Annotated in this window: 16 protein-coding genes; 4 read left to right on the top strand and 12 right to left on the bottom strand. The window is 71.9% G+C overall.

The genetic code is table 11. The annotated features are described in order from the left end of the window. Positions 1-21: 21 nt before the first annotated feature. The 10 genes from KA217_01215 to KA217_01170 form a co-directional block, all read right to left on the bottom strand. Positions 22-1,542 (bottom strand): fumarate hydratase, encoded by a 1,521-nt coding sequence (locus KA217_01215; protein MBP7711074.1) that lies wholly within the window; start codon positions 1,540-1,542, stop codon positions 22-24. Positions 1,543-1,675: 133 nt separating this feature from the next. Further along, complete coding sequence (locus KA217_01210) at positions 1,676-2,965, bottom strand: citrate synthase (GenBank protein ID MBP7711073.1); 1,290 nt, start codon at positions 2,963-2,965, stop codon at positions 1,676-1,678. 70 nt (positions 2,966-3,035) lie between these two features. Beyond that, positions 3,036-4,241: an acetate kinase gene (locus KA217_01205; protein MBP7711072.1), complete on the bottom strand. Its 1,206-nt coding sequence runs from the start codon at positions 4,239-4,241 to the stop codon at positions 3,036-3,038. A 48-nt stretch (positions 4,242-4,289) separates the two neighbouring features. Continuing rightward, complete coding sequence (gene pta, locus KA217_01200) at positions 4,290-6,386, bottom strand: phosphate acetyltransferase (protein MBP7711071.1); 2,097 nt, start codon at positions 6,384-6,386, stop codon at positions 4,290-4,292. A 129-nt stretch (positions 6,387-6,515) separates the two neighbouring features. Continuing rightward, entirely contained in the window at positions 6,516-7,817 is a 1,302-nt protein-coding gene (locus KA217_01195; protein ID MBP7711070.1) for a hypothetical protein, read from the bottom strand. A gap of 34 nt (positions 7,818-7,851) precedes the next feature. Next, positions 7,852-9,804, bottom strand: a complete 1,953-nt coding sequence (locus KA217_01190; protein MBP7711069.1) for a cytochrome b/b6 domain-containing protein — start codon at positions 9,802-9,804, stop codon at positions 7,852-7,854. A gap of 70 nt (positions 9,805-9,874) precedes the next feature. Beyond that, a complete protein-coding gene (locus KA217_01185) occupies positions 9,875-11,224 on the bottom strand; it encodes a NapC/NirT family cytochrome c (protein MBP7711068.1) in 1,350 nt (449 codons plus the stop codon). Positions 11,225-11,373: 149 nt separating this feature from the next. Continuing rightward, the gene (locus KA217_01180; protein ID MBP7711067.1) at positions 11,374-12,753 is read right to left on the bottom strand and encodes a HAMP domain-containing protein; all 1,380 of its coding nucleotides are present in this window, start codon (positions 12,751-12,753) and stop codon (positions 11,374-11,376) included. Continuing rightward, positions 12,740-13,417, bottom strand: coding sequence for a response regulator transcription factor (locus KA217_01175; protein MBP7711066.1), 678 nt, complete (start codon positions 13,415-13,417; stop codon positions 12,740-12,742). The genes KA217_01180 and KA217_01175 overlap by 14 nt, the downstream gene beginning before the upstream one ends. After that, on the bottom strand, positions 13,414-14,979 hold the full coding sequence (locus KA217_01170; GenBank protein ID MBP7711065.1) for a DegQ family serine endoprotease: 1,566 nt from the start codon (positions 14,977-14,979) through the stop codon (positions 13,414-13,416). The genes KA217_01175 and KA217_01170 overlap by 4 nt, the downstream gene beginning before the upstream one ends. Positions 14,980-15,264: 285 nt before the next feature. On the opposite strand from KA217_01170, the gene KA217_01165 reads away from it, so the two are divergent. The 3 genes from KA217_01165 (at position 15,265) to KA217_01155 (ending at position 21,940) form a co-directional block, all read left to right on the top strand. Then, a complete protein-coding gene (locus tag KA217_01165) occupies positions 15,265-17,454 on the top strand; it encodes a patatin-like phospholipase family protein (GenBank protein MBP7711064.1) in 2,190 nt (729 codons plus the stop codon). Between the two features lie 23 nt (positions 17,455-17,477). Further along, the gene (locus KA217_01160) at positions 17,478-19,013 is read left to right on the top strand and encodes a class I SAM-dependent methyltransferase (GenBank protein ID MBP7711063.1); all 1,536 of its coding nucleotides are present in this window, start codon (positions 17,478-17,480) and stop codon (positions 19,011-19,013) included. A gap of 269 nt (positions 19,014-19,282) precedes the next feature. After that, positions 19,283-21,940, top strand: a complete 2,658-nt coding sequence (locus KA217_01155; GenBank protein ID MBP7711062.1) for a glycosyltransferase — start codon at positions 19,283-19,285, stop codon at positions 21,938-21,940. 76 nt (positions 21,941-22,016) lie between these two features. Here KA217_01155 and KA217_01150 read toward each other — a convergent pair whose 3' ends face one another. Further along, on the bottom strand, positions 22,017-23,405 hold the full coding sequence (locus tag KA217_01150) for a glycosyltransferase family 39 protein (protein MBP7711061.1): 1,389 nt from the start codon (positions 23,403-23,405) through the stop codon (positions 22,017-22,019). After that, positions 23,402-24,178, bottom strand: a complete 777-nt coding sequence (locus KA217_01145) for a glycosyltransferase family 2 protein (protein ID MBP7711060.1) — start codon at positions 24,176-24,178, stop codon at positions 23,402-23,404. The genes KA217_01150 and KA217_01145 overlap by 4 nt, the downstream gene beginning before the upstream one ends. Before the next feature lie 252 nt (positions 24,179-24,430). Between KA217_01145 and KA217_01140 the strand changes: the two genes are divergently transcribed. Continuing rightward, positions 24,431-26,380: a YgiQ family radical SAM protein gene (locus KA217_01140; protein MBP7711059.1), complete on the top strand. Its 1,950-nt coding sequence runs from the start codon at positions 24,431-24,433 to the stop codon at positions 26,378-26,380. Positions 26,381-26,388: the final 8 nt, after the last annotated feature.

Here is a 26,388-nt window from a genome sequence, read left to right as displayed (position 1 = left end):
CGGGGAAGGTCCTCGGTCGCCCTAGCCTCCGCGAGCCGGGTTCTTCGCCGCGATTCGGGCCTTCCACTCCCTGGGACCCGACTCGTGGACGGCGTTGCCCTGGGCGTCGACCGCCACCGTCACGGGCATGTCCTTCACCTCGAACTCGTAGACCGCCTCCATGCCAAGCTCGGGGAAGGCGAGGACGCGCGAGGAGCGGACCGCCTTCGCGACCAGATAGGCCGCGCCGCCGACCGCAATCAGGTGCACCCCCTGGTGACGCCGGATGGCCTCGACGCCCTGGGGCCCCCGCTCCGACTTGCCGATGGAGCCGAGGAGGCCGGTCTGGCCAAGCATCGTGTCCATGAACTTGTCCATGCGCCGGGACGTCGTGGGGCCCGCGGGGCCCACCGCCTCGTCCCGCACCGGGTCCACCGGGCCGACGTAGTAGATGAGGCGGTTGGTGAAGTCGACCGGCAGGGGCTCGCCCCGGGCCAGCAGGTCCACCACCCGCTTGTGGGCGGCGTCCCGCCCGGTGAGGATGCGGCCGTTCAGGAGCAGCCGGTCACCCGCCTTCCAGGCGGCGCTCTCGGCCTTCGTCAGGTGCTCCAGGTCCACCCGGCGCGCGCCCGCCGAGACGTCCAGGGCGAGCTTCGGCCAATCCTCCAGGCTCGGCGGATCGAAGCGGGCCGGGCCGGAGCCGTCGAGCCGGAACTCCAGGTGCCGCGTGGCAGCGCAATTGGGGACCAGCGCAACCGGCTTCATGACCGCGTGCGTCGGGAAGTCCAGCACCTTCACGTCGAGAACCGTGGAGAGTCCACCCAGGCCCTGGGCACCGATACCGAGCGCGTTGACCTTGTCGAAGAGCTCCAGGCGCAACTCCTCGGCGCGGTTCTTCGGGCCCCGCGCCCGCAGCGCCTGGATGTCCACGGGCGCCAGCAGGGACTCCTTCGCCATCACCATCGCCTTTTCCGGCGTGCCCCCCACGCCGACCCCGAGGATCCCCGGTGGGCACCAGTCACCGCCCATGGTGGGGACCTGCTCGAGGACCCAGGCCACGAGGTCGTCGCTGGGGTTCAGGATGGTGAAGCGGGTCTTGCTCTCGGAGCCGCCACCCTTGGCCGCGATCTTGACCTCGAGCGTGTCGCCGGGAACCAGTTCCACGTGCACGACCGCCGGGGTGTTGTCACGGGTGTTCGGGCGCTTGCCGTCCGGGTCGGCGACCACCGACGCACGCAGCGGATTGTCCGGGTGGGTGTAGGCGCGGCGTACACCCTCGTTGACCATCTCCTGGATGCTGGCCCGGGCGTCCCACTGCACTCCCATGCCGACCTTGAGGAACACGACCGCGATGCCGGTGTCCTGGCACACGGGGCGGTGCCCCTCGGCGCTCATGCGGGAGTTGATCAGGATCTGGGCGATCGCGTCCTTCGCGGCAGGCGACTCCTCGCGCTCGTAGGCCTCGCTCATGGCCCGCACGAAGTCGACGGGGTGATAGTAGGAAATGAACTGGAAAGCGTCGGCAATGCTCTGGACGAAGTCGTCCTGACGAATGACGGCCATGGGCCCTCCACGGGAGCCATAAGGGATTTCAGTTTACTACCGCGCCCCTTCGACCCGCCTACACCTGTGTCAAGCCGCGGGGCGCCCCGCGGTACACGCGTCGGCGGAGCGGAATGCCCGCCGGGACCGCATCCTAATCCCGCTGGTCGGGGGGGACGTAGCGCAGGCCGGTCTCGCCGACATAGACCTGGCGCGGCCGGGCGATGCGGCGGTCCGGGTCGAGGCTCTGCTCGCGCCAGTGGGCGATCCACCCGGGCAGGCGGCCGATGGCGAAGACGACCGTGAACATGTTCGTGGGGATCCCGAGCCGGCGCAGGATGATTCCGCTGTAGAAGTCCACGTTGGGGTAGAGGCGCCGCTCCACGAAATACGGATCCTCGAGTGCGATCTCCTCCAGCCGGCGCGCGATGTCCAGCAGCGGGTCCGACACAGCCAGCTCGGTGAAGAGGCGCTCCGCGGCCCGCCGCAGGATGGTGGCGCGCGGGTCGAAGTTCTTGTAGACCCGGTGCCCGAAACCCATCAAACGCACTTTCCTTTCCTTGCCCTTCGCGAGCGCCACGTACTCTTCCGGGGTCATGTGCCCCCGGTGGATCGTCTCCAGCATCTCCAGCACTTCGACGTTCGCGCCCCCGTGCAGCGGACCCCAGAGGGCGCACACACCGGCGGCGCAGGACGCGAAGAGATTCGCGCGCGCCGAGCCCACCATGCGCACGGTCGACGTGCTGCAGTTCTGCTCGTGGTCGGCGTGCAGGATGAGCAGGAGGTTCAACGCGTCACGCACCACGTCCGGCGGCTCGTAGGGCTGATAGGGCATCGAGAACATCATGTGCAGGAAGTTCAGCACGTAGGGCAACCGGGGATTGGGATACATGTAGGGCAGGCCGCGCGAGTTGCGGTAGGCGTACGCGGCCAGGGTGCGCACCTTGCTGATGAGACGCGCCGCCGCCTGCTCGAGCTGGCTCGAGTCCTCGAGCTCGAAGAACTCCGGGTGGAAGCAGGACAGCGTGTTGATCATCGCCGAGAGGATCGCCATCGGCGGGGCCGAGCGGGGAAAGCCCTCGAAGTGGTGCTTCATCCGCTCGTCCAGATTGGCGTTGGCGGTGAGCTCCTGGCTGAAGCGGTCGTATTCCTCGCCGTCCGGCAGGCGGCCGAAGATCAGCAGCCAGGCCACCTCGACGAAGTTGGGGCTCTGCTCGAACTGCTCGATGGGGATCCCGCGGTAGCGGAGCACACCCCGCTCCCCGTCCACGAAGGTGATCGCGCTCTCGCAGCTGCCGGTGTTGGCGAAGCCCGGGTCGAGGGTGACGAGCCCGGTCCTGTCGCGCAGGTGGCGGATGTCCACCGCCCGCTCGCCTTCCGTGCCCTGGACGACCGGAAGCTCCACCTCCGTGTCGCCCACTATCAACCTCGCCGTTTGCGACATGCCCCTCACTCCTCCCCTCACTCCGAGCCGTGGATGTTAGGGCGAGACGCCCCCGCCGCCAATCGAAACCTCAGCAGCCACGCGCGCAGGCGACGGTCTGCTCGGCGATCTCCAACTCCTCGTTGGTGCGCACCACCAGCAGGGCCACCCGGGACCGCGCGGCGTGCACCTCCGAGACCTCCCCCGCGGCCGAGCGGTTGCGTTCCTCGTCGAGGGTGATGCCGAGACCCTCGAGGCCGCCGCAGACCCGGCGGCGCAGATCCGCGTCGTTCTCCCCGATCCCGGCCGTGAAGACGACTGCGTCGACCCGGCCCAGCACCGCCGTGTAGGCACCGATGTACTTGCGGATACGGTAGGCGAAGACATCCAGCGCCAGCAGTGCCCGCGGGTCCCCGGCGTCGGCCGCCCGGTGCACCTCGCGCAGGTCCGGGACGCCGCAAAGTCCCTTCAGGCCGCTCTCCTGGTTGAGGGCCGCATCGATCTCGGCCGGCTCCAGGCCGGCGACGCGCCCCAGGTAGAAGACCACCGCCGGGTCCAGATCCCCCGACCGGGTCCCCATCACCAGCCCCGCGAGCGGGGTCAGCCCCATCGAGGTGTCGACGCAGCGCCCGCCCTCGACGGCCGCCGCGCTGGCGCCGTTGCCCAGGTGCAGGGTGATCAGGTTCAGTCCCTCGAGGGAGCGCCCCAGGTAGTCGGCCGCCCGGCGGGCCACGTAGGCGTGGGAGGTTCCATGGAAACCGTAGCGCCGGACCCGGTGGCGCGTGTACCACTCCTCGGGCACCGCGTAGCGGTAGGCCCGGGCCGGCATGGTCTGGTGGAAGGCGGTGTCGAAGACCGCGACCTGGGGCACGTCCGGCGCGGCCTCCAGCGCCGCCTCGATTCCGACCAGGTGTCCCGGGTTGTGCAGCGGCGCCAGGGGTGCCACCTCGCGGATGGCCGCCACCACCGCGGCGTCGATCCGCGCGGGGGCCCGGAAGACGGGCCCCCCGTGGACCACCCGGTGACCGATGGCGTAGAGCTTCCGGGGGTCGTCCAGACCACCGCCCGAGCGCAGGGCCTCGCCCATCAAGGCGAAGGCGGCGCGGTGACTCGGCACCGGCAGGTGGCGCACGGAGGTGTCGACGCTGCCGTCCCCGCGCCGCACCCGCTGGGTGATCGCGCCGTCGGGCTCCCCGATTCGCTCCACCACGCCACCGGCTACTTCTTCCCGGCGGTCCATTTCGAACAGGCGGTACTTGACCGAGGAGCTCCCGGAATTCAGGACCAGCACCTTCACGGACACCTCCTGCAGGGGGCGTTTGTGCAGCGCCCCGCCCCGCTCCGCTCAGCCTCCGGCGGCGGCCTGGGCCTGAATGGCGGTGATGACGACCGTATTGACGATGTCGGTGACGGTACAGCCCCGCGAGAGGTCGTTCACGGGCTTCGCGAGACCCTGGAGGATGGGGCCGATGGCGACCGCGCCCGATGAGCGCTGCACCGCCTTGTAGGTGTTGTTGCCGGTATTGAGGTCAGGGAACACGAACACCGTCGCCTGCCCCGCCACCTCGCTCGAGGGCAGCTTGGTGCGCGCCACCGCCATGTCCACGGCAGCGTCGTACTGGATCGGGCCCTCGACCTTCAGCTCGGGGCTGCGCTCGCGCACGAGGCGCGTGGCCTCGCGCACCCGGTCCACGTCCTCGCCCTGTCCGGAGTCGCCGGTCGAATAGGAGAGCATGGCGATGCGCGGCTCGATGCCGAAGTAGGCCGCCGTCTCCGCGGAGTTGATGGCGATCTCGGCGAGCTGCTCGGCATCGGGGTGGACGTTCACCGCGCAGTCGCCGTAGACCAGCACGCGGTCGGAGAGGCACATGAGGAAGACGCTCGAGATGAGCGACCGCCCCGGGGCCGTGCGGATCACCTCGAAGGCCGGCCGGATGGTGTGCTGGGTGGTGTGCACCGCGCCCGAGACCATGCCGTCGGCATCCCCCTGATAGACCATCATGGTCCCGAAGTAGCTGACGTCGGTGAGCGCGTCGTACGCCCCACCCCGGGAGACCCCCTTGTGCCGGCGGAGCGCGAAATAGGTCTCCGCGTAGCGCTCGCGCTTCTCGCTCTTCAGCGGGTCGATGATCCGCACGTCGTTGAGCCGCAGACCCAGGCGCTCGATCTCCCGGCGCACCGCGCGCTCGTCGCCGAGCAGGGTCAGGTCGGCCACGTCGCGCAGGCGCAGGATCTCGGCCGCCCGCAGCACACGCTCCTCGGTGCCCTCGGGCAGCACGATGCGCATGCGCCGGCGCCGGGCCCTCTGGATCAGTTCGAATTCGAACATCAGCGGGGTGACACGCTGGGGCCTGGGCATCTCCAGCCGGCGCGTCAGGTCGGCCCCGTCGATCCGCGACTCGACCAGGCCAAGTGCCGCGGCGATCTTGCGCGGGTTGTCCGCGGTCAGGTGCCCCTCGAGCGCGGCGACCGCCATCGCCGTGGTGAAGGTGTCGGTCTGCACGCTCAGCACCGGCACGGGCGAGCGGTCCAGCCCGCCGAACACACGCAGCACCTGGGGAGCCGGCTCGAGCCCACCCGAGAGCAGCAGCGCCGCGACCCGCGGGTAGGCGGTCGAGGAGTCCGCCAGCAGACTGCCCAGGATGATGTCGGCGCGGTCGCCCGGCGTGATCACCAGGCTCGATTCCTCCAGGTGGTCGAGAAAGTGCGGCAGCTCCATGGCCGCGACCAGATAGCGGGCCACCTCGCGGCTCGCGCCGTCGTTGCCCTGGGAGAGCCAACGGGCCCCGAGCGCCGTGGCCACCTCGCCGACGGTGGGCATGGCGAGGACCGGGTTCTCGGGGATCAGGTAGACCGGCACGTCCCGCCACGGCCGGGCGGCGAACAGGTGCTCGGCCTCGACGAGGTCCGCGGGCTCCACGCCGTTCACGGCGACCGCCAGCACGTCGCCCTGCCGGTCCGACAGGCTGTCGAGGACCAGGTGCACGGCGTCGACGAGCTCCGAGGGCTCACGCTCCCGGCCGTTCACGACCAGGACCACGCGCGCGCCCAGCTGGCGCGAGAACTCGAGACTGAACCGGAGCTCGAGGGACGCGGTCACCCCCGAGAAGTCGGGGCCGAGGCAGAGCACCACGTCGAACTGGGACTCGATGGCCTTGTATCGCTCGAGGACCCGCTTCAGGAGCTCGTCCCCCGTCCCCTCGCCCATCAGGGAACGGGCCACGTCTGCGGTCACCCCGTACAGGGCGTCGGTGCTCACGTTGAGGGAGTAGCGGCTGGCGACCATCTCGAGCACCCGGTCGGTGCCGTCGCGCGAGGCGACCACCGGCCGGAAGAACCCGACCCGGTCGGTGCTCGCCGCCAGGAGGTCCATCAGACCGAGCGCTACGAGGGCCTTTCCCGACCCGGGACCGGCACCCGTTACGAAGAGGACTTTTGCCATCGAAGACTCACGTCATGGAAGCCGGGCACGCGTCGCCTCGCCAGAGCGTACCACGCCCGCGAGAACCTGCCCCCGCGCGGCCCGACTCGTTTGGGGACCACACCCGCCGGGGCGCCCTCGCCCACGGCATCACTCGAAGACATAACTGCCGTCGCTACGGACGGTGATGCTGTCACAGAGGTAGCGCACCTGCTCGTAGCCGTTCTTCCGCAGGAAGTGGTAAGCCATCTCCGAGCGCGGGCCGTTCGTGCAGTAGGCCACAATCGGGCGGTCCTTCGGCAGCGACGCGAGGTTCGCCTGCAGCCGATCCAGCGGCAGATGCGTCGCGCCCTTCAGGACACCCCCCGCGGCCTCGGCGTCGTCGCGCACGTCAAGAAAGAGCACCGCGCCGGGGTTGGCGGCCAGCCGGGCGAACTCCTCGCTGGAAACCGCACCCTCCTTCAGCTTCTTGGTGTAGCTGATCCGGGTCGGCGCCTCGCCGGCGGCGGTCGGCAATCCCCGCGCCGCCCACTGCCGGAAGCCACCCCCCAGGATGGTTGCGTTCCTGTAGCGGTACTTCTTGAGCTCCGCGAACGCCGTCAGGACGTCCTCGCCCTCCTCGCCGTTGCCGTAGACCACGATGGGCGCGCCGAGGTCGCTGACCCCGGGCAGCCGGGCGACCACCTTCTGGGCGATGAACTGCCGCGTCATGGCCGGAAAGGCCGCGGCCTCCAGGGACACGGCTCCCCGGATGTGCCCCGCGGCCACCTCGCCCGCGGGGCGCACGTCGATGACCACGTGGTGCGGGTCGAGCCGCGCGGCGAGCCATTCGGGCGTCGAGGTCACCGGCTTGCCGGCCTTGCGCCAGGCGGGGATCCCACCCTGGAACGCCTTTGCTTCGGCGTACCCGGCCCCGAGCGCAGCATCGACCGAACGGCCCGTGTAGAGGCAGGTCGGTCCGTCCCCGTAGAAGACGATGGGCAGATTCCGGTCCGGGGCCAACTGCCCCAGGCCCTTCAACAGGTCGTCCGCGGAGAGGCAGACGGCCCCCGGGATGTGGCCCTGCGCGTAGGCCTCCCGCGGGCGTGCGTCCACCAGCAGGAACGGGGCCTCCTCGCCGCGCAGCCACTCGAGCTCCTCGAGGCTCATCTCGGCCCCGGGCGGAAGCGTGAAGACCAGCCGGGTGATCCGCTCCGCGGGCCGGCCGGGGGTGAGCTCGACCCGGACCCGGTCGGGAACGGCGAGGTCCTTGACGCCGCCGGCGTTCACGAACTCGGTCTGCGGGCCGTAGAGGACCAGGTGGCACCTCCCGCCCACCTCGAGGCGCAGGGTGCTGGCCTTGCTCGAGACGTCCTCGATGGCGCCCTCGACGGTGTCGGCGCGCGCGCCGCAGGCGAGGGTGAGGGTGGCGCAGAAGAGCAGGCAGATCGGCGTCGGGCGCGGGATCGACATACGCGGATACCTCGCAGTGGGACGCCTGCCCGGCTCAGGACTCCTCGTAGCCCGTCACCATCGCCCGGATGTGGCCGAGCGCGGTGGGTCCCAGGGTGGACAGGTAGACGTGGACGAACAGGAACGCCAGCAGCGCGAACGACACGGCCACGTGCACACCGGCAACGACGCCCAACCCGCCGAGGACGTCGATCACCGGGGCGAGCCGGACCACGTCCATCAGCAGTGCGCCGGTCCCAATCTGCACGGGGAACAGGACCAGCATGACGAAGAAGTAGGCGATCTGCTGCAACGGGTTGAACCGCGTCTCGGCCGAAGGGTGGTGCGGATTGGGCTCGCCCCGGAAGATTCCGTGGCCGTAATAGTGCGCCTGGGCCAGCATCCACTGCCAGTAGTCCCGCCGGTGCGGCCGGGGCAGGTAGAGCCCGAGCCTCCCGGAGCAGGCGTACCCGCAGAGCCAGAGGAGGAACCCCACGGCCATCAGGACCCCCAGGATGTCGTGCAGCACCACGGCCGACCGGAACCGCGCGAGGCTGACGAGGTCCTGGTAGCGCAGCGCCAGCCCCGTGAGCAGCAGGAGCACGAACACCACCGCGTTCCCCCAGTGCCACAGGCGCAGAGGCAGGGAGTTCACGTAGACCCTCTGCCCGGCGCCCCCCGCGGGCGCGGCGGCCCCGCCCTCGCGGGGCGACCGGCCGGCGGCGGCGCGCCGGCGCAGCCAGAGGTGGGTGAGCGGCACCACCAGCCCCAACCCGGCCAGCGCGGCACCGAGCCCGTCGAGCCACACGCCGCGGGTCCCGCCCAGGACGTAGAAGCCCCTGCCGCCCCCGACCGGGTCGGACGAGGTCAAGGTCTCCGGAGACGCCTTCGTGGAGGTCCGCCGACCATCCTCCCGGACCAGGGCGAGATGGACGTTGCGGTAGGTCGGGGAATCCCTGTGGTGGCAGTTCTCGCACTCCTTGACCGCCCCGCCCGTGAAGGCGAGCTGGTGCGCATCGGACTGCTCGTTGACGTCCATCCTCCCCACCAGACCGATGCGCCTGCCCCCGCCCTGGCGGTTCGCTTGCTTCAGGAGGAAAGAGACCTCCGCCGAGTCGACGGCGCCGGAGCGCTCCAGGACCCGCGCGGCGAGGTCCCGCGCCTCCGGACCGACGAGTCCGGAGAGCTCCTCCTCCCTCACGGGGAGGCCGGTCTCCAGGTCCACGATCTGCAGAAACACCCCCTTGTCCGCCTGCGGGGCGTGGCACGCCCAGCAGGCGACGCTCTGCAGGTGCAGGTCGGCGTTGGGCAGCCAGGCCCGGTGCACCTCCTCGGTCCCCGGGTGGCAGCCGAGGCACGCCGCCTTCATTGCAGTGCCGCCCGTGGCCGATCCCACCTGGTGGGCGAAGTGGCACGAGGAGCAAAGCGGGGCGCGGTGCTCCCCCTCGGCCCGGGACTTGCCGTGCACGCTCTGTTCGTAGACCGTGAAGATGTCTTCGTGACACTTGCGGCAGGGAAGCCCGGCGAGAGTCCGGTAGGAGTCCCTCGGACCTACCGTGTGGAATCCGTGGCAGTCCGTGCAGACGGGGCCGTCCCGGCGCTGGGACGGACCTGCCCCACCCGGTCCGGTACCGGACAGCCGGTAGTGGACGCTACCCTGGACCCGTGCCGCCTGGTCGGAGTGGCACGTGCCGCAGGCACCAGCGGCCTGGCGCCGGAGCTCGGCGCGGCTCCCGGCCTTCCGTCCCGGGTGGGGCCCTGAGGCGACGTCCCGATGGCAGGACTCGCAGGGCAGCGCCCGATGCACCGAGGCCTCCAGGTCCGCCCGATCGACGAAGCCGGAGACCCGCTCGCCGTCGAGGAAAGTGACCGAGAGTCCGGGGGAACCGTGACAGCCAAGGCAGTTCCCCGGCCCGTCGGCATAGGCACCGGGGGCGAGCCCGAGCAGGGCCAGCAGCGCGGCAGCCGCCCGCAGACGCGGGCGAAGCCCGGACCCCAGACGACTCACGCGTCCGGACCCCGAGCTTCGCCCACTCGACGTGACAGGCCGATACTTCCCAGGAACCCCGGCCTCGAGCCTACCGCGCTGCGACGTTCAGGTTCACCTGCGGCCACTTCCTGCCGTGGCAGGCAGGGTTCGCGCAGAACGACCCGCCGTCCCGGCCGAACTCGGTTTTGCCATGGCAACCGGCGCAGCTCGGGTCGAGCCGCGTGCGGTGGTCGTGCATGAAGTTCGGCTCCAGGTGCGTCGGCGGCTGGCGCATCCCCGGCATCGAAGTGGACGCCACCGGAGCCGGCCCACCCTCGCGCTGGACCTCCGGCACGTTGTGGCAGAGGTTGCACTGCAGGCGGATGGCCTGACCCTTGGCGTTCAGGTGCTTGCCGTCGTGGCAACGGAAGCACCCGGGGAAGTCCTTGTGGGCCCCGTTGGCGGGGAAGGTGCGCCAGGTGACCTCGGGCGCCGAGAAGACGCTCTTGCCGAGGATGTCCGTGAGGACCTTCCGGAACTTGTCGCCGCCGGCAGTTGGCCCTGCGGCGCCCGCCTCCTGGCGATAGCGCGCCGCCGCCTCCTCCACCAGCTTGGACACCGTCTCCTGGCTCACCACGCCCTTCTCGTCGAGGGCCGCCAGCTCCTTCATCACGGCCATGACCCGCGCCTTGATGTCCGGGATGCTCTGGCGCAGCTGACTGGCGTAGATGGCCGCGTCCATCCGGTCCTCGGGGTTGGGGAAGGGGTGCCCCGACGCGTTGTGGCAGTCGATGCAGTCCATGGTCTTGCGGGGCAGCGCGTCGCGCGCGTCTGCCGCCAGCTTCGCGGTCGCGTCGGTGAAGGTGTCCGTGCGCCCGTCGGCGTACGTCACCTGGACCCAGGGGATCTCCTGCTTCTGGGGGTCCACCGCCGCGTATTGCACCGTGTTCTCCACGTGCCAGTGGATGCCCCGGGCGTCGGCCTCGCGGATCGCCCCGAAGCCGGTGTGCAGGGTCAGGCGCGTGGTCGTCTCGGTGCTCTTCGCGTCGGCGTCGTAGTGCTTCTTCACCCGCACCGTGTCGTCGTGGGCGGTCGCCGGCCAGTGGCACGCCTCGCAGGCGATGCGGGCGGGCTTCAGGGTCTTCGCCACCACGGGCCGGTCGTAGCCGACGATCATGGACCAGAGCTCGTGGGCGTGCTCGGTCTTCAGCACCATGGCCTTCAGCGTGGGCACCCGGCCCATATGGCACTCCACGCACTGCACCCGCGCGTGGGGCGACTCGGCGTGCGCGACCGGCTCCTCCGGGTGGACGGCGTGGCAGGCGTTGGTGCAGAACCAGTTGCTGTTGGTGAACTCCCAGGCCACGATGCCGCCGGCCGCCAGCGCCGCCAGCCCGATCAGCACGGCCACCAGCGCCAGGGCGCCACCCGCAATCCCACGCGACAGCGAAGGTTTCATCACGAAACTCCTCCCAAGGCCCTCGGCGACACTAGCCCCCGGGAAGATGACGCGTCAACCGCGAGCGGGCCTATCTACTTGATCCCGAGCACTCTTGCGGACCAGGGGACGGCGCGTACGCCCCCCGCCGGCCGCCCCTGCGGCCGGGCTCAGCCCGGGGTGGCCGGAAACGCCAGGCGCACCCGCAGGCCGGGGGCGTTGTCCGCCAACTCCACCCGCAGGCCGTGCAGTCGGGCGACGGCGTCGACGAGGCTGAGACCGAGACCGTTCCCCGGCGTGGACCGGGCGCCGTCGAGCCGGTAGAAGCGCCGGAAGACCTTCGGGCGCTCGGCCTCGGGGATCCCGGGTCCGCTGTCGGCCACCAGCACCACCGGACCGGTGGGCGTGCCCTCGACCGTCACCTGCACCGCCCCGCCGACGGGGGTGTACTTCACCGCGTTGTCGAGCATGTTGGCCAGGGCCTGGAACAGGAGGTCCCGGTCACCCCGGGCGAGGGCCTCGCCGGCGGCGTGCACCTCGAGCCGCAGGCCCCGCTCCTCCGCCAGCGGCTCGTAGAGCTCGGCCACGTCGCGCACGAGCGCCGCCAGGTCGAGCTCGGCGAAGCCGGCGCGGTGGGCGGGGGACTCGGCCCGGGCGATCCGCAGCAGGGAATTGAAGGTCGAGAGGAGAGCGTCGGCGTCGACGACTGCGTGGTCCACGGCCTCGAGGTCCACCTGCCCCCGCTGGGCCACGCCGCGCAACTGCTCCAGGCGCCCGCGCAATCGCGAGAGGGGCGTGCGCAGGTCGTGGGCGATGCTGTCGGAGACCCGCCGCACGTCGTCCATCAGGGCCTCGATGCGGTCCAGCATGCCGTTCAGGTTGACGGCCAGCTCGTCGAACTCGTCGCCGGCGCCGCGGGCGGGGACCCGCCGGGAGAGGTCCCCCGCCATGATCTCCCGCGCCGTCTGGTTCACCGCCTCGACCCGGCGGGCGGTGCTCCGGCTCATGAGGGCCGCGCCGAGGAGCGTGAGCGCCGCGGTCACCGGCAACCCCCAGGCGAGCGCCCGGACGATGCGGTTGCGGACCGCGCTGAGCTCGTGCAGGTCCCTCCCCACGAGGAGGGCGTATCCGCCCTGCAGGCGAAACACACGGCCCCGGGCGAGGTGCGCCTGGACGGGCGTCCACCCCGTCTCCTCCAACCGGAAATCCACCCACCCCTCGCCGCTCTCCGGGACCGGGGGCCACTGGCTCAAGTTGCCCACCAGGGGGTGACGCCGTGCGTCGACCAGCAGGTACACGGTCGAGCCCGCGGGGCGGCGGGCGACCCGCTCGAGGAGCGTCGCCGTGAGGCCCGCGAGGCCGTTCCGGCGGTAGCGCTCGGCGAGGCTTGCGACCTCGGTCTCGATGGCCTCGTCGGCCTCGCGGAAGAAGTAGGCGGCGGTCGACCAGTACACGAACCCGAGGAGGAGCACCGCCGAGACGGCGAAGAGCCCGGCGTAGACCAGCGCCAGGCGGAAGGTGACGCTGCGCAGCAGCCTAGGCGGGGGCACGGAGCACGTACCCGGCGCCGCGCACGGTGTGCAGCAGCGGCGTCTCGAAGTCCCGGTCGATCTTGCGCCGCAGCCGGCTCACGTGGACGTCGATGACGTTGGTCTGGGGGTCGAAGTGGTAGTCCCAGACGTGCTCCAGCAGCATGGTGCGGGTGACCACCTGACCCGCGTGGCGCATCAGATACTCCAACAGCCGGAACTCCCGGGGCTGCAGGTCCAGGGGCCGCCCGCCCCGGGAGACGGTGCGGGCGAGGAGGTCCAACTCCAGGTCGGCCACCTGCAGGCGGGTAGCGGGGGCCTCGCTGGCGCTCCGGCGCAGCAGCGCCTCCAGGCGTGCGTGGAGCTCGGAGAACGCGAACGGCTTGACCAGGTAGTCGTCGCCGCCGGCCCGCAGCCCCTCGACGCGGTGATCCACCTCCCCGAGGGCGCTCAGGACGAGCACGGGGGTCCGGTCCCCCGCCGCCCGCAGCGCCCGCACGATGGAGAGCCCGTCGCGCCCGGGGAGCATGCGGTCCACCACCATCGCGTCGTACCCGCCGCCGGAGGCGAGGAGGAGCCCCTCCTTGCCCTCGGCGGCGTGGTCGACGCTGGCCCCCGTCTCCCGCAGGGCCTTCATCAGGAACCCGGCGACGTGCGGGTCGTCTTCGATCAGCAGGATCTTCACGCCTCGAACTTTACCGCCACGAAGCGCCGGTCGCCCTCCCACTCGATCAACAGGACCACCGCGGAGCGCTTCTGCTCGTAGGCCTGACGCACCCTCTTCGCCACCGCGTCCGGCGAGTCGACCGGCGCCTGGTCGACCATCAGCACCAGGGTGCCGGGCTGGATCCCGGCGCGCGCGGCCGGGCTACCCTTCTTCACGTCGACCACCAGCACCCCGTCGGCCTCGCCTTTCACACCATACTTCTTCTTCGTGTCAGGCGTGAGCGCGGCCAACTGCAGGCCGAGCTGACCCCGGGCCGGCACTGCCTCACCGACCTCGCTCGAGGCCACCTTCTCGGAGTCCGGCGTCTGACCGACCGTCACCGTCAGCTCCCGGGTCCTCCCCTCGCGCAAGACCTCCAGGGTCGCCCGCTTGCCCGGCTCAACGGCGGCCACCAGCCTCGGCAGGGCCTTGAAGTCCTCGAGCGCCTTGCCGTCCATGGAGACGATCAGGTCACCGGGCTTCACGCCGGCCTTCGCCGCCGGGCTCTCGGGCGTCACCGCCGCCACCAGCGCCCCCTTGCCCTCCGGGACACCCAGGCCCTGGGCCAGGTCCTCGCTGACCGGCTGGATCTGCACCCCGAGCCAGCCCCGGGCGATGCTGCCGTGGTCGCGGAGTTGCTCGACCACGCTCTTCGCGAGCGAGGACGGTACCGCGAAGCCAATCCCAACGTTCCCGCCGGAGGGCGACCAGATGGCCGTGTTGATCCCGATAACGCGCCCCGTCGTGTCGAAGAGGGGCCCGCCAGAGTTGCCGCGATTGATCGGGGCGTCGATCTGCAGGTAGTCGTCGAATGGCCCCGAGCGCAGGTCCCGACCGCGGGCCGAGATGATACCGGCGGTCACGGACCCGCCCAGGCCGAAGGGGTTGCCCACGGCGATCACCCAGTCCCCGACCTTGGCCCCATCGGACTCGCCGAGCTCCACGTGGGGCAGGGAGCGGCCGGCGTCGATCTTGATGAGCGCCAGGTCGGTCTTCGCGTCCCGGCCCTTGACCGTCGCGCTGTGCTTGCTCCCGTCGTCCAGGGAGACAGTGATCTCCTGGGCGCCGTCGACCACGTGGTAGTTGGTCACGATGTAGCCGGTGGGGTCGATGATGAAGCCCGAGCCCTGGGCCTGGCGCGGGACGGCCGGCCCCTCCTCGTCACCGGGCACCCCGTGCTCCTCGAAGAAGCGGCGGAACAGGTCGTTGAACGGCGAGCCCTCGGGCAGCTGCGGCATCCGGAACTCCGGCCGCCCGACGAGCCTGCCCTCGATGCCCTTGCCCTTCACCGACACGTTGACCACCGCTGGCTTCACCCGTTCCACCACCCCGGAGAAGCTCGCGGGCCCGGCGGACTGGGCGCTCACCGCGTGAGCACTCCAGTCCGCGCTGAGCGGTGGCGCCACCAGAGCCCCACCGAGCGCGGCCAACACGGCCGCCGCGACGAGCAGGCGGGCCGGGCGGGTGCGGGCACCCACCGGGTGCGAGCGGACGACCGGCGTCCGGGACGGCGCGAGAACGACGTCGAATGTCTGTCTCATGGGGGCACTCCTCTCCAGTCTGGCTCGGGGTCGGGTCCGCGGGCGGCTGAGCCGCACCGCAGCTTCGAATCCCTTTATAGGGGCGGGAGGGTTACGCCAGGCTTGCCGCCGGATTACGGATTGGCAAGGTCCGCCACCCCCACCCACCGGCTGGATTGCCCGCGCCCGCCCGCTCGGCTACCGTGCTAGGTACGTGCCGGTCCCGGCCGGAGCCGCTCCGGCGCCGGCCCGGCGCCCTTTGCCCCTTGCCAGGAGGCCTCTCGCGTGAAGCAGCGGAGCCGCGCGTTGATCGCCCTCGCCCTCCTCGTGCCCTCGGTAGGGACTCTCGCGGCGCCCGCCGCCCCCACGGGGTCGCCCCGCATCGGCCTGGTGCTGAGCGGTGGGGGGGCCCGGGGCTCGGCGCACATCGGGGTCATCAAGGTCCTGGAGGAGCTGCGCATCCCCGTGCACGCCATCGCCGGCACCAGCATGGGCTCCCTCGTGGGCGGCGCATTCGCCGCCGGCCTGGGGGCCGCGGACCTGGAGCGTGCGGTGACGGGCGCCGACTGGAACGAGCTCTTCAACGACGACCCCCCGCGGGCCCTCTGGCCCGCCCGACGCAAGGAGGGCAGCTACCGGCCCACCTGGAATTTCTCCATCGGGGTACGCGACGGGAAGGCACGCCTGCCCCCGGGGGCTATCGCGGGCCAGAACGTCCAGTTGTTCCTGAGCGAGTTGACGAAGGGCGTCGAGGGGATAGAGCGCTTCGACGAGTTGGCGATCCCGTTCCGGGCGGTGGCCACCGACCTCGAGAGGGGCACCATGAAGGTCTTCGACCGGGGGTCGCTGCCCCTCGCCATGCGCGCGAGCATGGCAGTGCCCGGGGTGTTCGCGCCGCTGCACTCCGAGGGCCGCATCTACGTGGACGGGGGACTCGTGCGCAACACCCCCGTCGACGTGGCCCGGCAGATGGGCGTCGATCACCTGATCGTCGTGCGCCTGCTCGGTGACCCCATGAAGCCCGAACAGCTCAACACCGTCGTGGGCGTCGCCGGGCAGATGATCAACATCCTGATCAGCCAGAACGAGTCCGCGTCGCTCGCCGAGATCGACCCCGCGCGCGACGTCCTGGTCCAACCCAATCTGGGCGACATCGGCTCCGGCCAGTTCAACCGCGCCGCCGACGCCATCGCCATCGGCGAGCGGGCCGCGCGCGCCGCCGCTCCGCTCCTGGCGCGCTTCAGCCTGAGCGAGGCCGACTACGCGGCCTGGCGCCGGTTGACGGTCCGGCCCGCCCAGCCCGTCGAGCGGGTCGAGGAGGTCCGGGTCGTGGGACTCGAGCGGGTGAACCCGGAGGTCTTCACCCCACTCGAGCAGGACCTGGAGAAGAAGCCGCTGGACCGGGAGCGGCTGGTGGACGACATCCGGGTCGCCTACGCCAAGGGCGACTTCGAGCGGATCGGCTACCGCTTCGAGCGCGGGGACGAGGGCCACGTGCTGGTCGTCGACGCGATCGAGAAGTCCTGGGGTCCGGGCTACTTCAGCCTGGGCCTCGGCTTCTCCAGCGACAACCAGGGCGACGACCGCTTCGGGCTGCGCGGCACCTATCGCCAGAGCTGGCTCAACCGTCTCGGCGCCGAGTGGACCACCTCGGTCACGGTGGGCAACGAGCCGAAGCTCGCGACCGAGCTGTTCCAGCCGCTGCGCCTCGACCGGGCGGTGTTCGTGGCCCCCTACCTCGACTACTCGAAGACCCCGCTCAGCGTCTTCCGGGACGACCGCCGGGTGGCCCGCTACGACATCGCCCGCACGCGCGCCGGCGCAGACCTGGGCACGACGCTGGAGAACGGCGTCGAGGCCCGGGTGGGGGCATACTTCCTGTCGAACGACACGCAGGTGGACACGGGCCCGATGGCGCTGCCCGAGGGCCGCGTCAACGAGTCTGGGGCACGGGTCCGGGTCAGCTACGACACCCTGGACAGCCCCTACCTACCGCGCACCGGCAACCGCGTCACGCTGGAGGTCGACCGCCCGCTCCCGCCCATGGGCTCGGAGACCGACTTCATCCGCGCCTACGCGCGCTGGACCGGGGCCTGGGCGTTCGGCGAGCACACCCTCAGCACGGACGTGCGGGGCGGGAGCAGCTTCGGCGACCGCATGCCCTTCTACGAGCAGTTCGCGCTCGGCGGTTTCACGCGGCTCTCCGGCAACCCCAACGAGCTCTTCCGCGGCAACCAGATGGCCTTCGGGAACCTCATCTACCACCGCCAGATCGCGACCCTTCCGGCGCCGTTGGGCCGGGGGCTGTACGTCGGCGGGTCGCTCGAGGCGGGCCGGCTGTGGGACGTAGACGAGGCCCTCGACAACCCGTCGAGGTGGCGCTTCGGCAGCAGCGTCTTCTTCGGCGCCGACACCTGGATCGGCCCGATCTTCCTCGCCTATGGCCTGTCGGACGAGGGCGATCACACCCTCTACTTCATGCTCGGACGGCCCTGACGCGGCCGGGCGGCGCGACACCCATGGACAGCTACGACGAGATCCCCTACCACAGCGCGCCCTTCGCGGAGACCCACCCCGTGAACCTCGCGGTGCTCGGCCGGCTGTTCGGGCTCGAGACCCCCGACCCGGACCGCTGCCGGTTCCTGGAGCTCGGCTGCGCGAGCGGCGGGAACCTCATCCCCATGGCCGTGCACCTGCCCGGGGGCTGGCTCGAGGGGATCGAGCTCTCCGCCGCCCAGGCGGCGGACGGGGCGTCGCTCGTGGCCGAGCTCGGCCTCGCCAACGCACGCATCCGCCAGGGCGACATCCTGGACCTGGGGGACGACCTGGGGGAATTCGACTACATCGTCACCCACGGGGTGTACTCCTGGGTGCCCGAGGCGGTGCAGGAGCGGATCCTGGGGCTCTGCGCCGAGCACCTCGCGCCGGGCGGCGTGGCCTATGTGAGCTACAACACGCTACCCGGCTGGCGCATGCGGGGGACGCTGCGCGACGCCCTGCTCTACCACGCGCGCGGGGTCGAGGCGCCCGCCGAGCGGCTCGCCCGGGCGCGCGAGGTGCTCGCCCGCCTGGACGCGGCGTTGGCGGGCGTCGACACCCTCCCCGCGCGTTTCCTGCGCCAGGAGATCGGCTACCTGCGCGATGCCCACCCGAGCTACCTCTACCACGAGTACCTGGAGAGCCGGAACGAGCCCCTGCTGGTGAGCGAGCTCGTGCGCCGGGCCGGGCGCCACGGACTGCAATACCTCGGCGACACGGACCTGGCCGGGATGTTCCCCGCCAGTGCGGGCGCTGGCGTGGCCCCCCTGATCGAGGGCATCGAGGACCAGGTGGAGCTGGAGCAGTACCTCGACTTCGTGCGCAACCGCGGCTTTCGCCAGACCCTGTTGTGCCGGACGGAGCGGGACCTCCGGCGGGAGATCGACCTGGAGACCCTGGACCGGCTGGCCGTCTTCGCCTCGCTCGAGCCGCCGCGCAAGCTGGACCTGCGCACCACCCGGCCGGCCCCGTTCCGCAAGGCGAACGGCAAGGGCTTCGAGGTCCACCATCCCCTGACGCGGGCCGCCCTGGCGGTCCTGGGAGAGGCGTTCCCGGACTCCCTGACCCTGCCCGCCCTGCGCGAGGAGGCGGTCCGCCGGGTGAGCGCCGCCGGCGCGGGCCCCCTCGCACGCCAGACCGACCACCTGGCGGGCGAGATCTTCAGCCTCTACGCCCACGCGGCCCTCGGGCTCGACACCCGTGCGCGGTCCTGGCCCCGGGGGTCTCTCGAGCGCCCGCGCGCGGCCCGGCTCGCCCGGGCTCAGGCGGCGAGGGGCGCCGGGCACGTGGCCACGCCGCGCCACGGCACCCTCACGCTCGACCCGTTCGCCGCGCGGCTCGTAGCCCTCATGGACGGGACGCGGAGCCGTGACGAGCTGGTCGAGGGGCTCGCGACCGACCTCGCTGAGGGGCGGCTGGACGCCGGCGTCCCCGTCCCCCAGCCCCTGCGCCCCCGGGTGGCCGAGAACGTGGACCGCCTGCTGCGCCTCTTCGCCCGGCAAGGGGTGCTCGAGTAGCGCCCGAAAGCCCTTCGACCTGTCTCTTCCTGGCGACAGGCTGATCCCTTACCCCTCAATCAGTTACCGCCTCGGTCGCCCGGGCCTGTCGGCGCGCGGCGACAACCTGGGCGAACGCCGCGGCCCGGGACCCAGGCGCGGCGCGGTTCCCAGGCACCCCTCCCTTCTGGCATATCTCTTGCTGTCATTGGGCCGCCCGCACCGAAGGGGTGCCGGCGGCCCGGGCAAGCCTCGACTACCCCAGAACAGGAACACCCTGCACCCTATCCATGGTCACGCGCACATCCTTACGCCTGTTCGTCGCCGCCCTGGCAGCGGCCGTCAGCCTGGGGGCCTGGGTCTGGCTGAACCAGGCGCAGCCCGCCGCCGACTGGCACGGCACCATCAACGGCGTGTCGTTCAGCCCCTATCAGCGGGGCCAGGACCCTCTGGCCGAGCGCTATCCGAGCGCCGCGGACATCGACGGTGACCTCGCCCTGCTCGCCGGCAAGGTGAAGCGGGTCCGCACGTACTCCTCCCTCGACGGTATCGAGGAGGTGCCCCGGCTCGCCGCGAGACACGGACTCACCGTCACGGCGGGCGCGTGGCTCGACCAGCGCATGGAGCGCAACGAGCAGGAGGTCGTCAACCTCATCCGCAACGCCCGGGCCTACCGCAACATCGACCGCCTGATCGTCGGCAACGAGTCGGTGCTGCGCGCGGACCTGAGCGTGGACCGCCTGATCCGCTACCTGAAGGTCGTGCGCAACGCGACCGGCCTCCCGGTGTCCACCGCCGAGCCGTGGCACGTCTGGCTCAAGCACCCGGAGCTGGTGCGCGAGGTGGACTTCATCGCCGTGCACATCCTGCCCTACTGGGAAGGCGTGCCCGCCGACGGTGCCATCGACTACGTGCTGCACCGTTACGACGAACTGCGCGCCAAGTACCCCGGCAAGCCGATCCTCGTGGGCGAGGTGGGCTGGCCGAGCGGCGGCAGCAGCCGTGCGACCGCGGGCGCCACCCGGGACGCCGAGGCCACCCGCGTCAATCAGGCCCAGTTCGTGCGCAGCTGGCTCAACACCGCCCGCGAGCGCGGCATCGAGTACTTCGTGATGGAGGCGTTCGACCAGCCCTGGAAACGCCCCATCGAAGGCAGCGTCGGTAAGTACTGGGGCATCTGGGACGTGGACCGCCTGCCCAAGTTCGAGATGACCGGCGCGGTGGTCGAGAACCCGCACTGGGGACTCCACGCGGCCCTCGCCGTGACCCTGGGCCTGCTGCCCGGCCTGTGGTTCGTGCTGCGCCAGCCGCGCCTGCGCTCGACCGGGCACGTCTTCATGACCGCGCTCCTGCAGGGCGCCGGCGCCCTCTTCACCTGGAACCTGCTGATGCCGTTGCGCGAGGACTACGGTCCGGCGGGGCTCGCCCTGTGGGCCGCCCTGGTCGCGGCCCAGCTCGTGCTGATCGCCGTCGTCCTGGTGAACGGCTTCGAGCTCGCCGAGATGCTCTGGACCGGGCGCTGGGCGCGCCGGTTCCTCCCGGCGCAGCCGCTGCCGACCCAGCGCTTCCCGAAGGTCTCGCTGCACCTGGCGATCTGCAACGAGCCGGCGGACCTCGTCATCGAGACCCTGGACAGCCTCGCCGCCCTCGACTACCCGGACTTCGAGGTCCTGGTGATCGACAACAACACGCCGGACCCCGAGACCTGGAAGCCGGTCGAGGCGCACTGCCGCCAGCTCGGTGAGCGCTTCCGCTTCTACAGCCTCGGCAAGTGGCCTGGCTTCAAGGCGGGCGCGCTCAACTTCGCCCTGCGCGAGACCGCCCCGGACGCGGAGATCGTCGGCGTGGTGGACAGCGACTACGTGGTGGAGCGCGACTGGCTGAAGGGCCTGGTTCCGCACTTCAACCGCCCCGAAGTGGGCTTCGTGCAGGCGCCCCAGGACCACCGCGCCTGGGAGGGCAAGCGCTTCCAGGAGATGATCAACTGGGAGTACGCCGGCTTCTTCCACCTCGGCATGGTCCACCGCAACGAGCGCAACGCGATCATCCAGCACGGCACCATGACCCTCATCCGGCGCCCCGCGCTCGAGGTCCTGGGCGGCTGGGCCGAGTGGACCATCTGCGAGGACGCGGAGCTCGGCCTGCGGCTGCTCGAGTCGGGCTACGAGTCGGTGTACGTCAACCACGTCTACGGGCGCGGGCTGACCCCGCACTCCTTCGGCGCCTACCGCAAGCAGCGGTTCCGGTGGGCGTACGGCGCGATGCAGATCCTGAAGGGTCACTGGCGCGCCCTGACCGGCCGCGCGGAGAGCAAGCTCGACGGAGCCCAGCGCTACCACTTCATCATGGGCTGGCTGCCCTGGGTTGCCGAGGGCCTGTACTTCGTGTTCACCGGGGTCGCGCTGGCCTGGACCGCCGCGATGCTGTTCTGGCCCCAGCACTTCGATTTCCCGCCGGTGGGCGTGCTGCTCCCGGTGCTCGGGGTGCTGGTGTTCAAGCTGGTGCACTCGCTCTCGCTCTACGCCGCCCGCGTTCCCTGCGATTGGAGCCAGCGCATCGGCGCGGCGATCGCCGGCATGTCGCTCACCCACGTCATCGGGCGCGCCATGCTGCAGGGCATGGTGACCAACAAGGTGCCCTTCCTGCGCACCCCGAAGGCCGAAGAGAAGCCGGGCCTCGCGCTCGGCCTGTCCATGGCCCGCGAGGAGTCGCTGGCGATGGCCGCCCTGTGGCTCGCCTCGGCGGGCACGGTGCTGCGCTTCGGGACGCAAGGGGCGGAGGTGACGCTCTGGGCGGTGGTGCTGCTTGCCCAGTCGCTGCCCTACGCGGCGGCCCTGGTGACCTCGCTTGCCAACGCCCTGCCCACCCGCGAGCCGGCGAGCGCGCCGAGGCCGGCCCTGGAGCCCATCGGCCTGCCGGAGCCCGAGGAGGTGGCCCGGCGCGCCTGACGGGCGCCGTCCACCCGCACGGTCCCCCATTGCCCGGTTCCCCGGTGGCGTCGGCCGCCGGGGAACCGGCCCCGTCTCAGGGGGCCGCCACCACCGCCAGGTTCTGCCCCCGGTAGGGCTGGACGTATTCCACCCGGCCCGGCCCGGTGTAGGACTCGCCCCGGAAGTAGACCACCACGCGCCCCGAGGGGTGGCCGGCCAGCCAATCGGGGATCTGGTCCTCTCGAACGACCTCCAGGGGCCGCTGCAGCCGGCCGAGGAAGTGGAACTGGCCGTGGTACTTGCCCTCGTTCGCGAGCGGAACGCCCTGCGCCTCGAGGGAGCGCAGGGTGGAGGAGACCGCTCCCAGGTCGAAGGCCGGCCCGAGCACCGGCACGGCCGCCACCGCGAGCACCGCGACGGCAACGCCGCTCGTCAGGGCAAACCCCTCGACGCCGCGCCGGCCCCCCCCCGGCTCGCGGCGCCCGGCCAGCATCCGCCCCCCCAGCGCCGCCAGCACCGCCACCTCGGGCAGGAGGTACTGCTCCTGCTTCCCGCTCACGAGGCTCAGGGCCAGCAACGCGGACGCGCCCTGGACCAGGACGAAGCGCACCCCAGCCTCCCGGAAGGGCGTGCCCCGGGCCCCACGCCAGAGCGCCGGCCACCCCCACCAGGGCAGCGTCAGCACGGGCAGGGCCGCCAGATAGAACCACCAGGGCTCCCGGTGGGCAAAGGATTCGCTCAGCCGCCCCGCGGTCTGCCCCCACAGGATGGCGTCCCGGTAGGCCTCGCCCCCGGCGATCCCCGCGGGAACGGCCCAGGCGAGGGCCACCGCCGCCCCGCCGAGGGTGCCGAGGAGGAGCCTCCCGTACCACGCCCACCCGAGCGTTCCGGCCCCCCGTCCCCAGAGGGGCGCCAGCACGGCGACCGGCAGCAGGTGCAGGAGCACCACGGGCCCCTTGGTGAGGAGCCCCCCGCCGAGGGCGACCGCGTAGACGGCCCAGGCCGAGGCACCCCCTCCGCGCCACGCCCGGACGAGCCCGAGGGCGCCCAGCAGGACGAAGAACGAGAGCACCAGGTCGAACATGATGGCCGAGGAGAAGTACGCCCAGGGCCAGGAGGTGGCCAGCACCAGGGGCGCCCACCCCGCGGCCTCGGTCCGCTCGGGGAAGAGCTCCCGGGTGAGCGGGCGCAGGAGCCCCAGGCTGCCCAGGGCGAAGAGCGCGACCAGGGTCCGCGGCCACCAGGAGCTGACCCCGGCCGCCGCCCACCCGGCGTGGACCAGCCAGAAGAGGAGCGGCGGCTTGTGGCTGTAGGGCTCGCCGTTCAGGGTCGGGACCAGCAGGTCCCCGCGCTGCCACATCTCCCAGGCGACCGCGAGGTACCGCGTCTCGTCGACCGGCAGGACGGGACGCGCGAGGCTCGCCGCGAGGTAGAGCGCGAGGAGCGCGACGGCGAGTGCCGCTGCCCGGGCCGACTCGCTCACGGCCCCGGGGTCCCTTCTTTGCCCCCAGGGGGCCGGGCGAGGACCGGGCGGCGCATCCGCCGCTGCAGCCAGGCGACGCCCAGCAGGTCGACGATGCCGACCCAGAGCCGGTTGCTCACCCCGTACTTGGAGCTCCCGGCTGCCCGGGGCCGGTGGCTCACTGGCACGGACAGGACCCCGCCGCCCTCGCGCAGGGCCAGGGCGGGCAGGAAACGGTGCACGTGGTCGAAGTACGGGAGGGAGAGGAAGAAGTCGCGCCCGAAGACCTTGAGCCCACAGCCGGTGTCCGGGGTGTGGTCACCGAGCAGCCAGGACCTCACGCCGTTGGCCACCCGCGAGGAGAGCCGCCTCAGCCAGGTGTCGCGGCGTGTCACCCGGTTGCCGGCGACGAGCTCGAGGCCCGGCGCGCGGCGCGCCGGGGAAACCAGGGCGAGCAGCGCCGGCAGGTCCCGGGGGTCGTTCTGGCCGTCACCGTCGAGCGTGGCGACCCAGGGGAAGCGGGCGGCGCGCACCCCGGAGCGGAGGGCGGCGCTCTGCCCGCACGCCTCGGCGTGCCGCAGGACCCGCAGCCGCGGGTAGCGCGCGCACGCCTCGCCCAGGGCCTCGGCCGTCCCGTCCCGGCTGCCATCGTCCACGTAGAGGACCTCGAGGTCGGCGAGGCCGGCGAGCGCCTCGTGGATCTCGGCCACGAGCGTGGCCACGTTCTCGCGCTCGTCCCTGACCGGCACGACCACCGAGAGTCGACCGTCGAAATCGGGCGTCGCGTCGGTCACGTGGGGATCCCCTCCGCCGCGCCCCGTGGCGGCGCCTCCGAGGCCGGACAGCTTAGCCCAGAGCCAGCCGGCCTTTCACCACCTCCCCCAGGACCCGCGCACCGGCCCCTTCTCACCCTCGACTCTCCCCCTTCAGGTCCCCCGCCCCCCTGGTACATGATGGCCGTGACCGGGACCCCCCCGGGCGCCGCCGCGCGCACTGCGCCCCGGGGGCCCAGCCCCATCCTTTCCGGCCTGCGAGGACCGCCTGCGTTGACCACGACCCGTGACCTCTTCTCCTACCCCCGCTTCTGGGCCGAGCGCCTGGGTCCCGCGCCGTTCCTGCCCATGTCCCGCGCGGAGATGGACGCCCTCGGCTGGGAGGAGTGCGACGTGGTCCTGGTGACGGGCGACGCCTACGTGGACCACCCGAGCTTCGGCATGGCCCTCATCGGGAGGCTGCTCGAGGCCCAGGGATTCCGGGTCGGGGTCATCGCCCAGCCAAACTGGCACGGGCCCGAGCCCTTCCGGGCCCTCGGCCGGCCGCGGCTCTTCTACGGCGTCACCGCGGGCAACATGGACTCCATGGTGAACCGCTACACGGCCGACCGGCGGCTGCGCAGCGACGACGCCTACACGCCCGGAGGCGAGGCCGGGCGCCGGCCGGACCGGGCCGTCATCGTCTACGCGCAGCGCTGCCGGCAGGCCTTCCCGGACGTGCCCATCGTGCTCGGCGGGATCGAGGCGAGCCTGCGCCGCGTGGCCCACTACGACTACTGGTCCGACAAGGTCCGCCGCTCCATCGTCCCCGATGCCAAGGCCGACCTGCTGCTGTACGGCAACGCCGAGCGCGCCCTGGTGGCCCTCACCCACCGTCTCGCGGCGGGGGAGCCCGTCGGGTCCATCACGGACCTGCGGGGGACCGCCCTCGTGCGCCCCGCGGGCGCCCCGGCCGACCCCGACGCGGTCCGCCTACCGGCCTACGAGGAGGTCGCCCGCGACCCCGTGCGCTACGCCCAGGCCTCGCGCCTCGTGCACCTGGAGTCCAACCCCGGCAACGCCCGGCCCCTGGTGCAGCGCCACGGCGACCGCGACGTGTGGGTCAACCCGCCGCCGCTTCCGCTCTCCACCCGCGAGATGGACCGGGTATACGAGCTGCCCTACGCGCGCCGCCCTCACCCCGCCTACGGCGACGCCCGCATCCCCGCCTACGAGATGATCCGGTTCTCGGTGACCATCCTGCGGGGCTGCTTCGGCGGGTGCACCTTCTGCTCCATCACCGAGCACGAGGGCCGAATCATCCAGAGCCGCTCCGAGGACTCGGTCCTGCGCGAGGTGGAGACGCTGCGCGACGAGGCGCCCGGCTTCACGGGCGTCGTCTCCGACCTGGGCGGGCCCACGGCCAACATGTACCGCCTGGCCTGCCGGGACCGGCGCATCGAGGCGCAGTGCCGGCGGCTCTCCTGCCTCTACCCGGTCATCTGCCGCAACCTGCGGACCGACCACGGGGCGCTCGTCGGGCTCTACCGCAAGGTCCGGGCGCTGCCCGGCGTGAAGAAGGTCCTGATCGCCTCGGGCGTTCGCTACGACCTCGCGCTCGAGTCCCCCGAGTACGTACGGGAGCTCGTCACCCACCACGTGGGCGGCTACCTGAAGGTCGCCCCGGAGCACGTCCGCCCGGGTCCCCTCGCGCACATGATGAAACCGCCGGTCGCGGCCTTCGAGCGGTTCCAGGCGCTCTTCGAGCGCTACTCCCGGGAGGCGGGCAAGGAGCAGTACCTCGTGCCCTACTTCATCGCCGCGCACCCGGGGACCACCGACGAGGACATGCTGGAGCTCAGCCTCTGGATGAAGCGCAACGGCCTGCGCGCGGACCAGGTCCAGGCCTTCCTGCCCTCCCCCATGGCGCTGGCGACGGCGATGTACCACTCGGGCAAGAACCCCCTGCACCGGGTGGACGCGGGATCCGCCGAGGTGCACGTCCCCCGCGGCGGACGCGTGCGCCGCCTGCACAAGGCCTTCCTGCGCTACCACGACGCCGAGAACTGGCCGCTCCTGCGCGAGGCCCTGCGCCGGATGGGGCGGGCGGACTTGATCGGCAACGGCCGCCACCAGCTGGTCCCCTCCTGGCAGCCGCCCGGGACCGGACAGCGGCCCGAGGGCACCCGGGGTCCGGGGGGCGCGGGCCCCGCGCGGCCGGCACCGGGGCGGCGCCGGCGTTGAGCGCCCCG

This window comes from Gammaproteobacteria bacterium, from assembly GCA_017999615.1.
GTDB lineage: Bacteria > Pseudomonadota > Gammaproteobacteria > JAABTG01 > JAABTG01 > JAGNLM01.
This window is presented reverse-complemented; position numbering and strand designations above follow the sequence as displayed.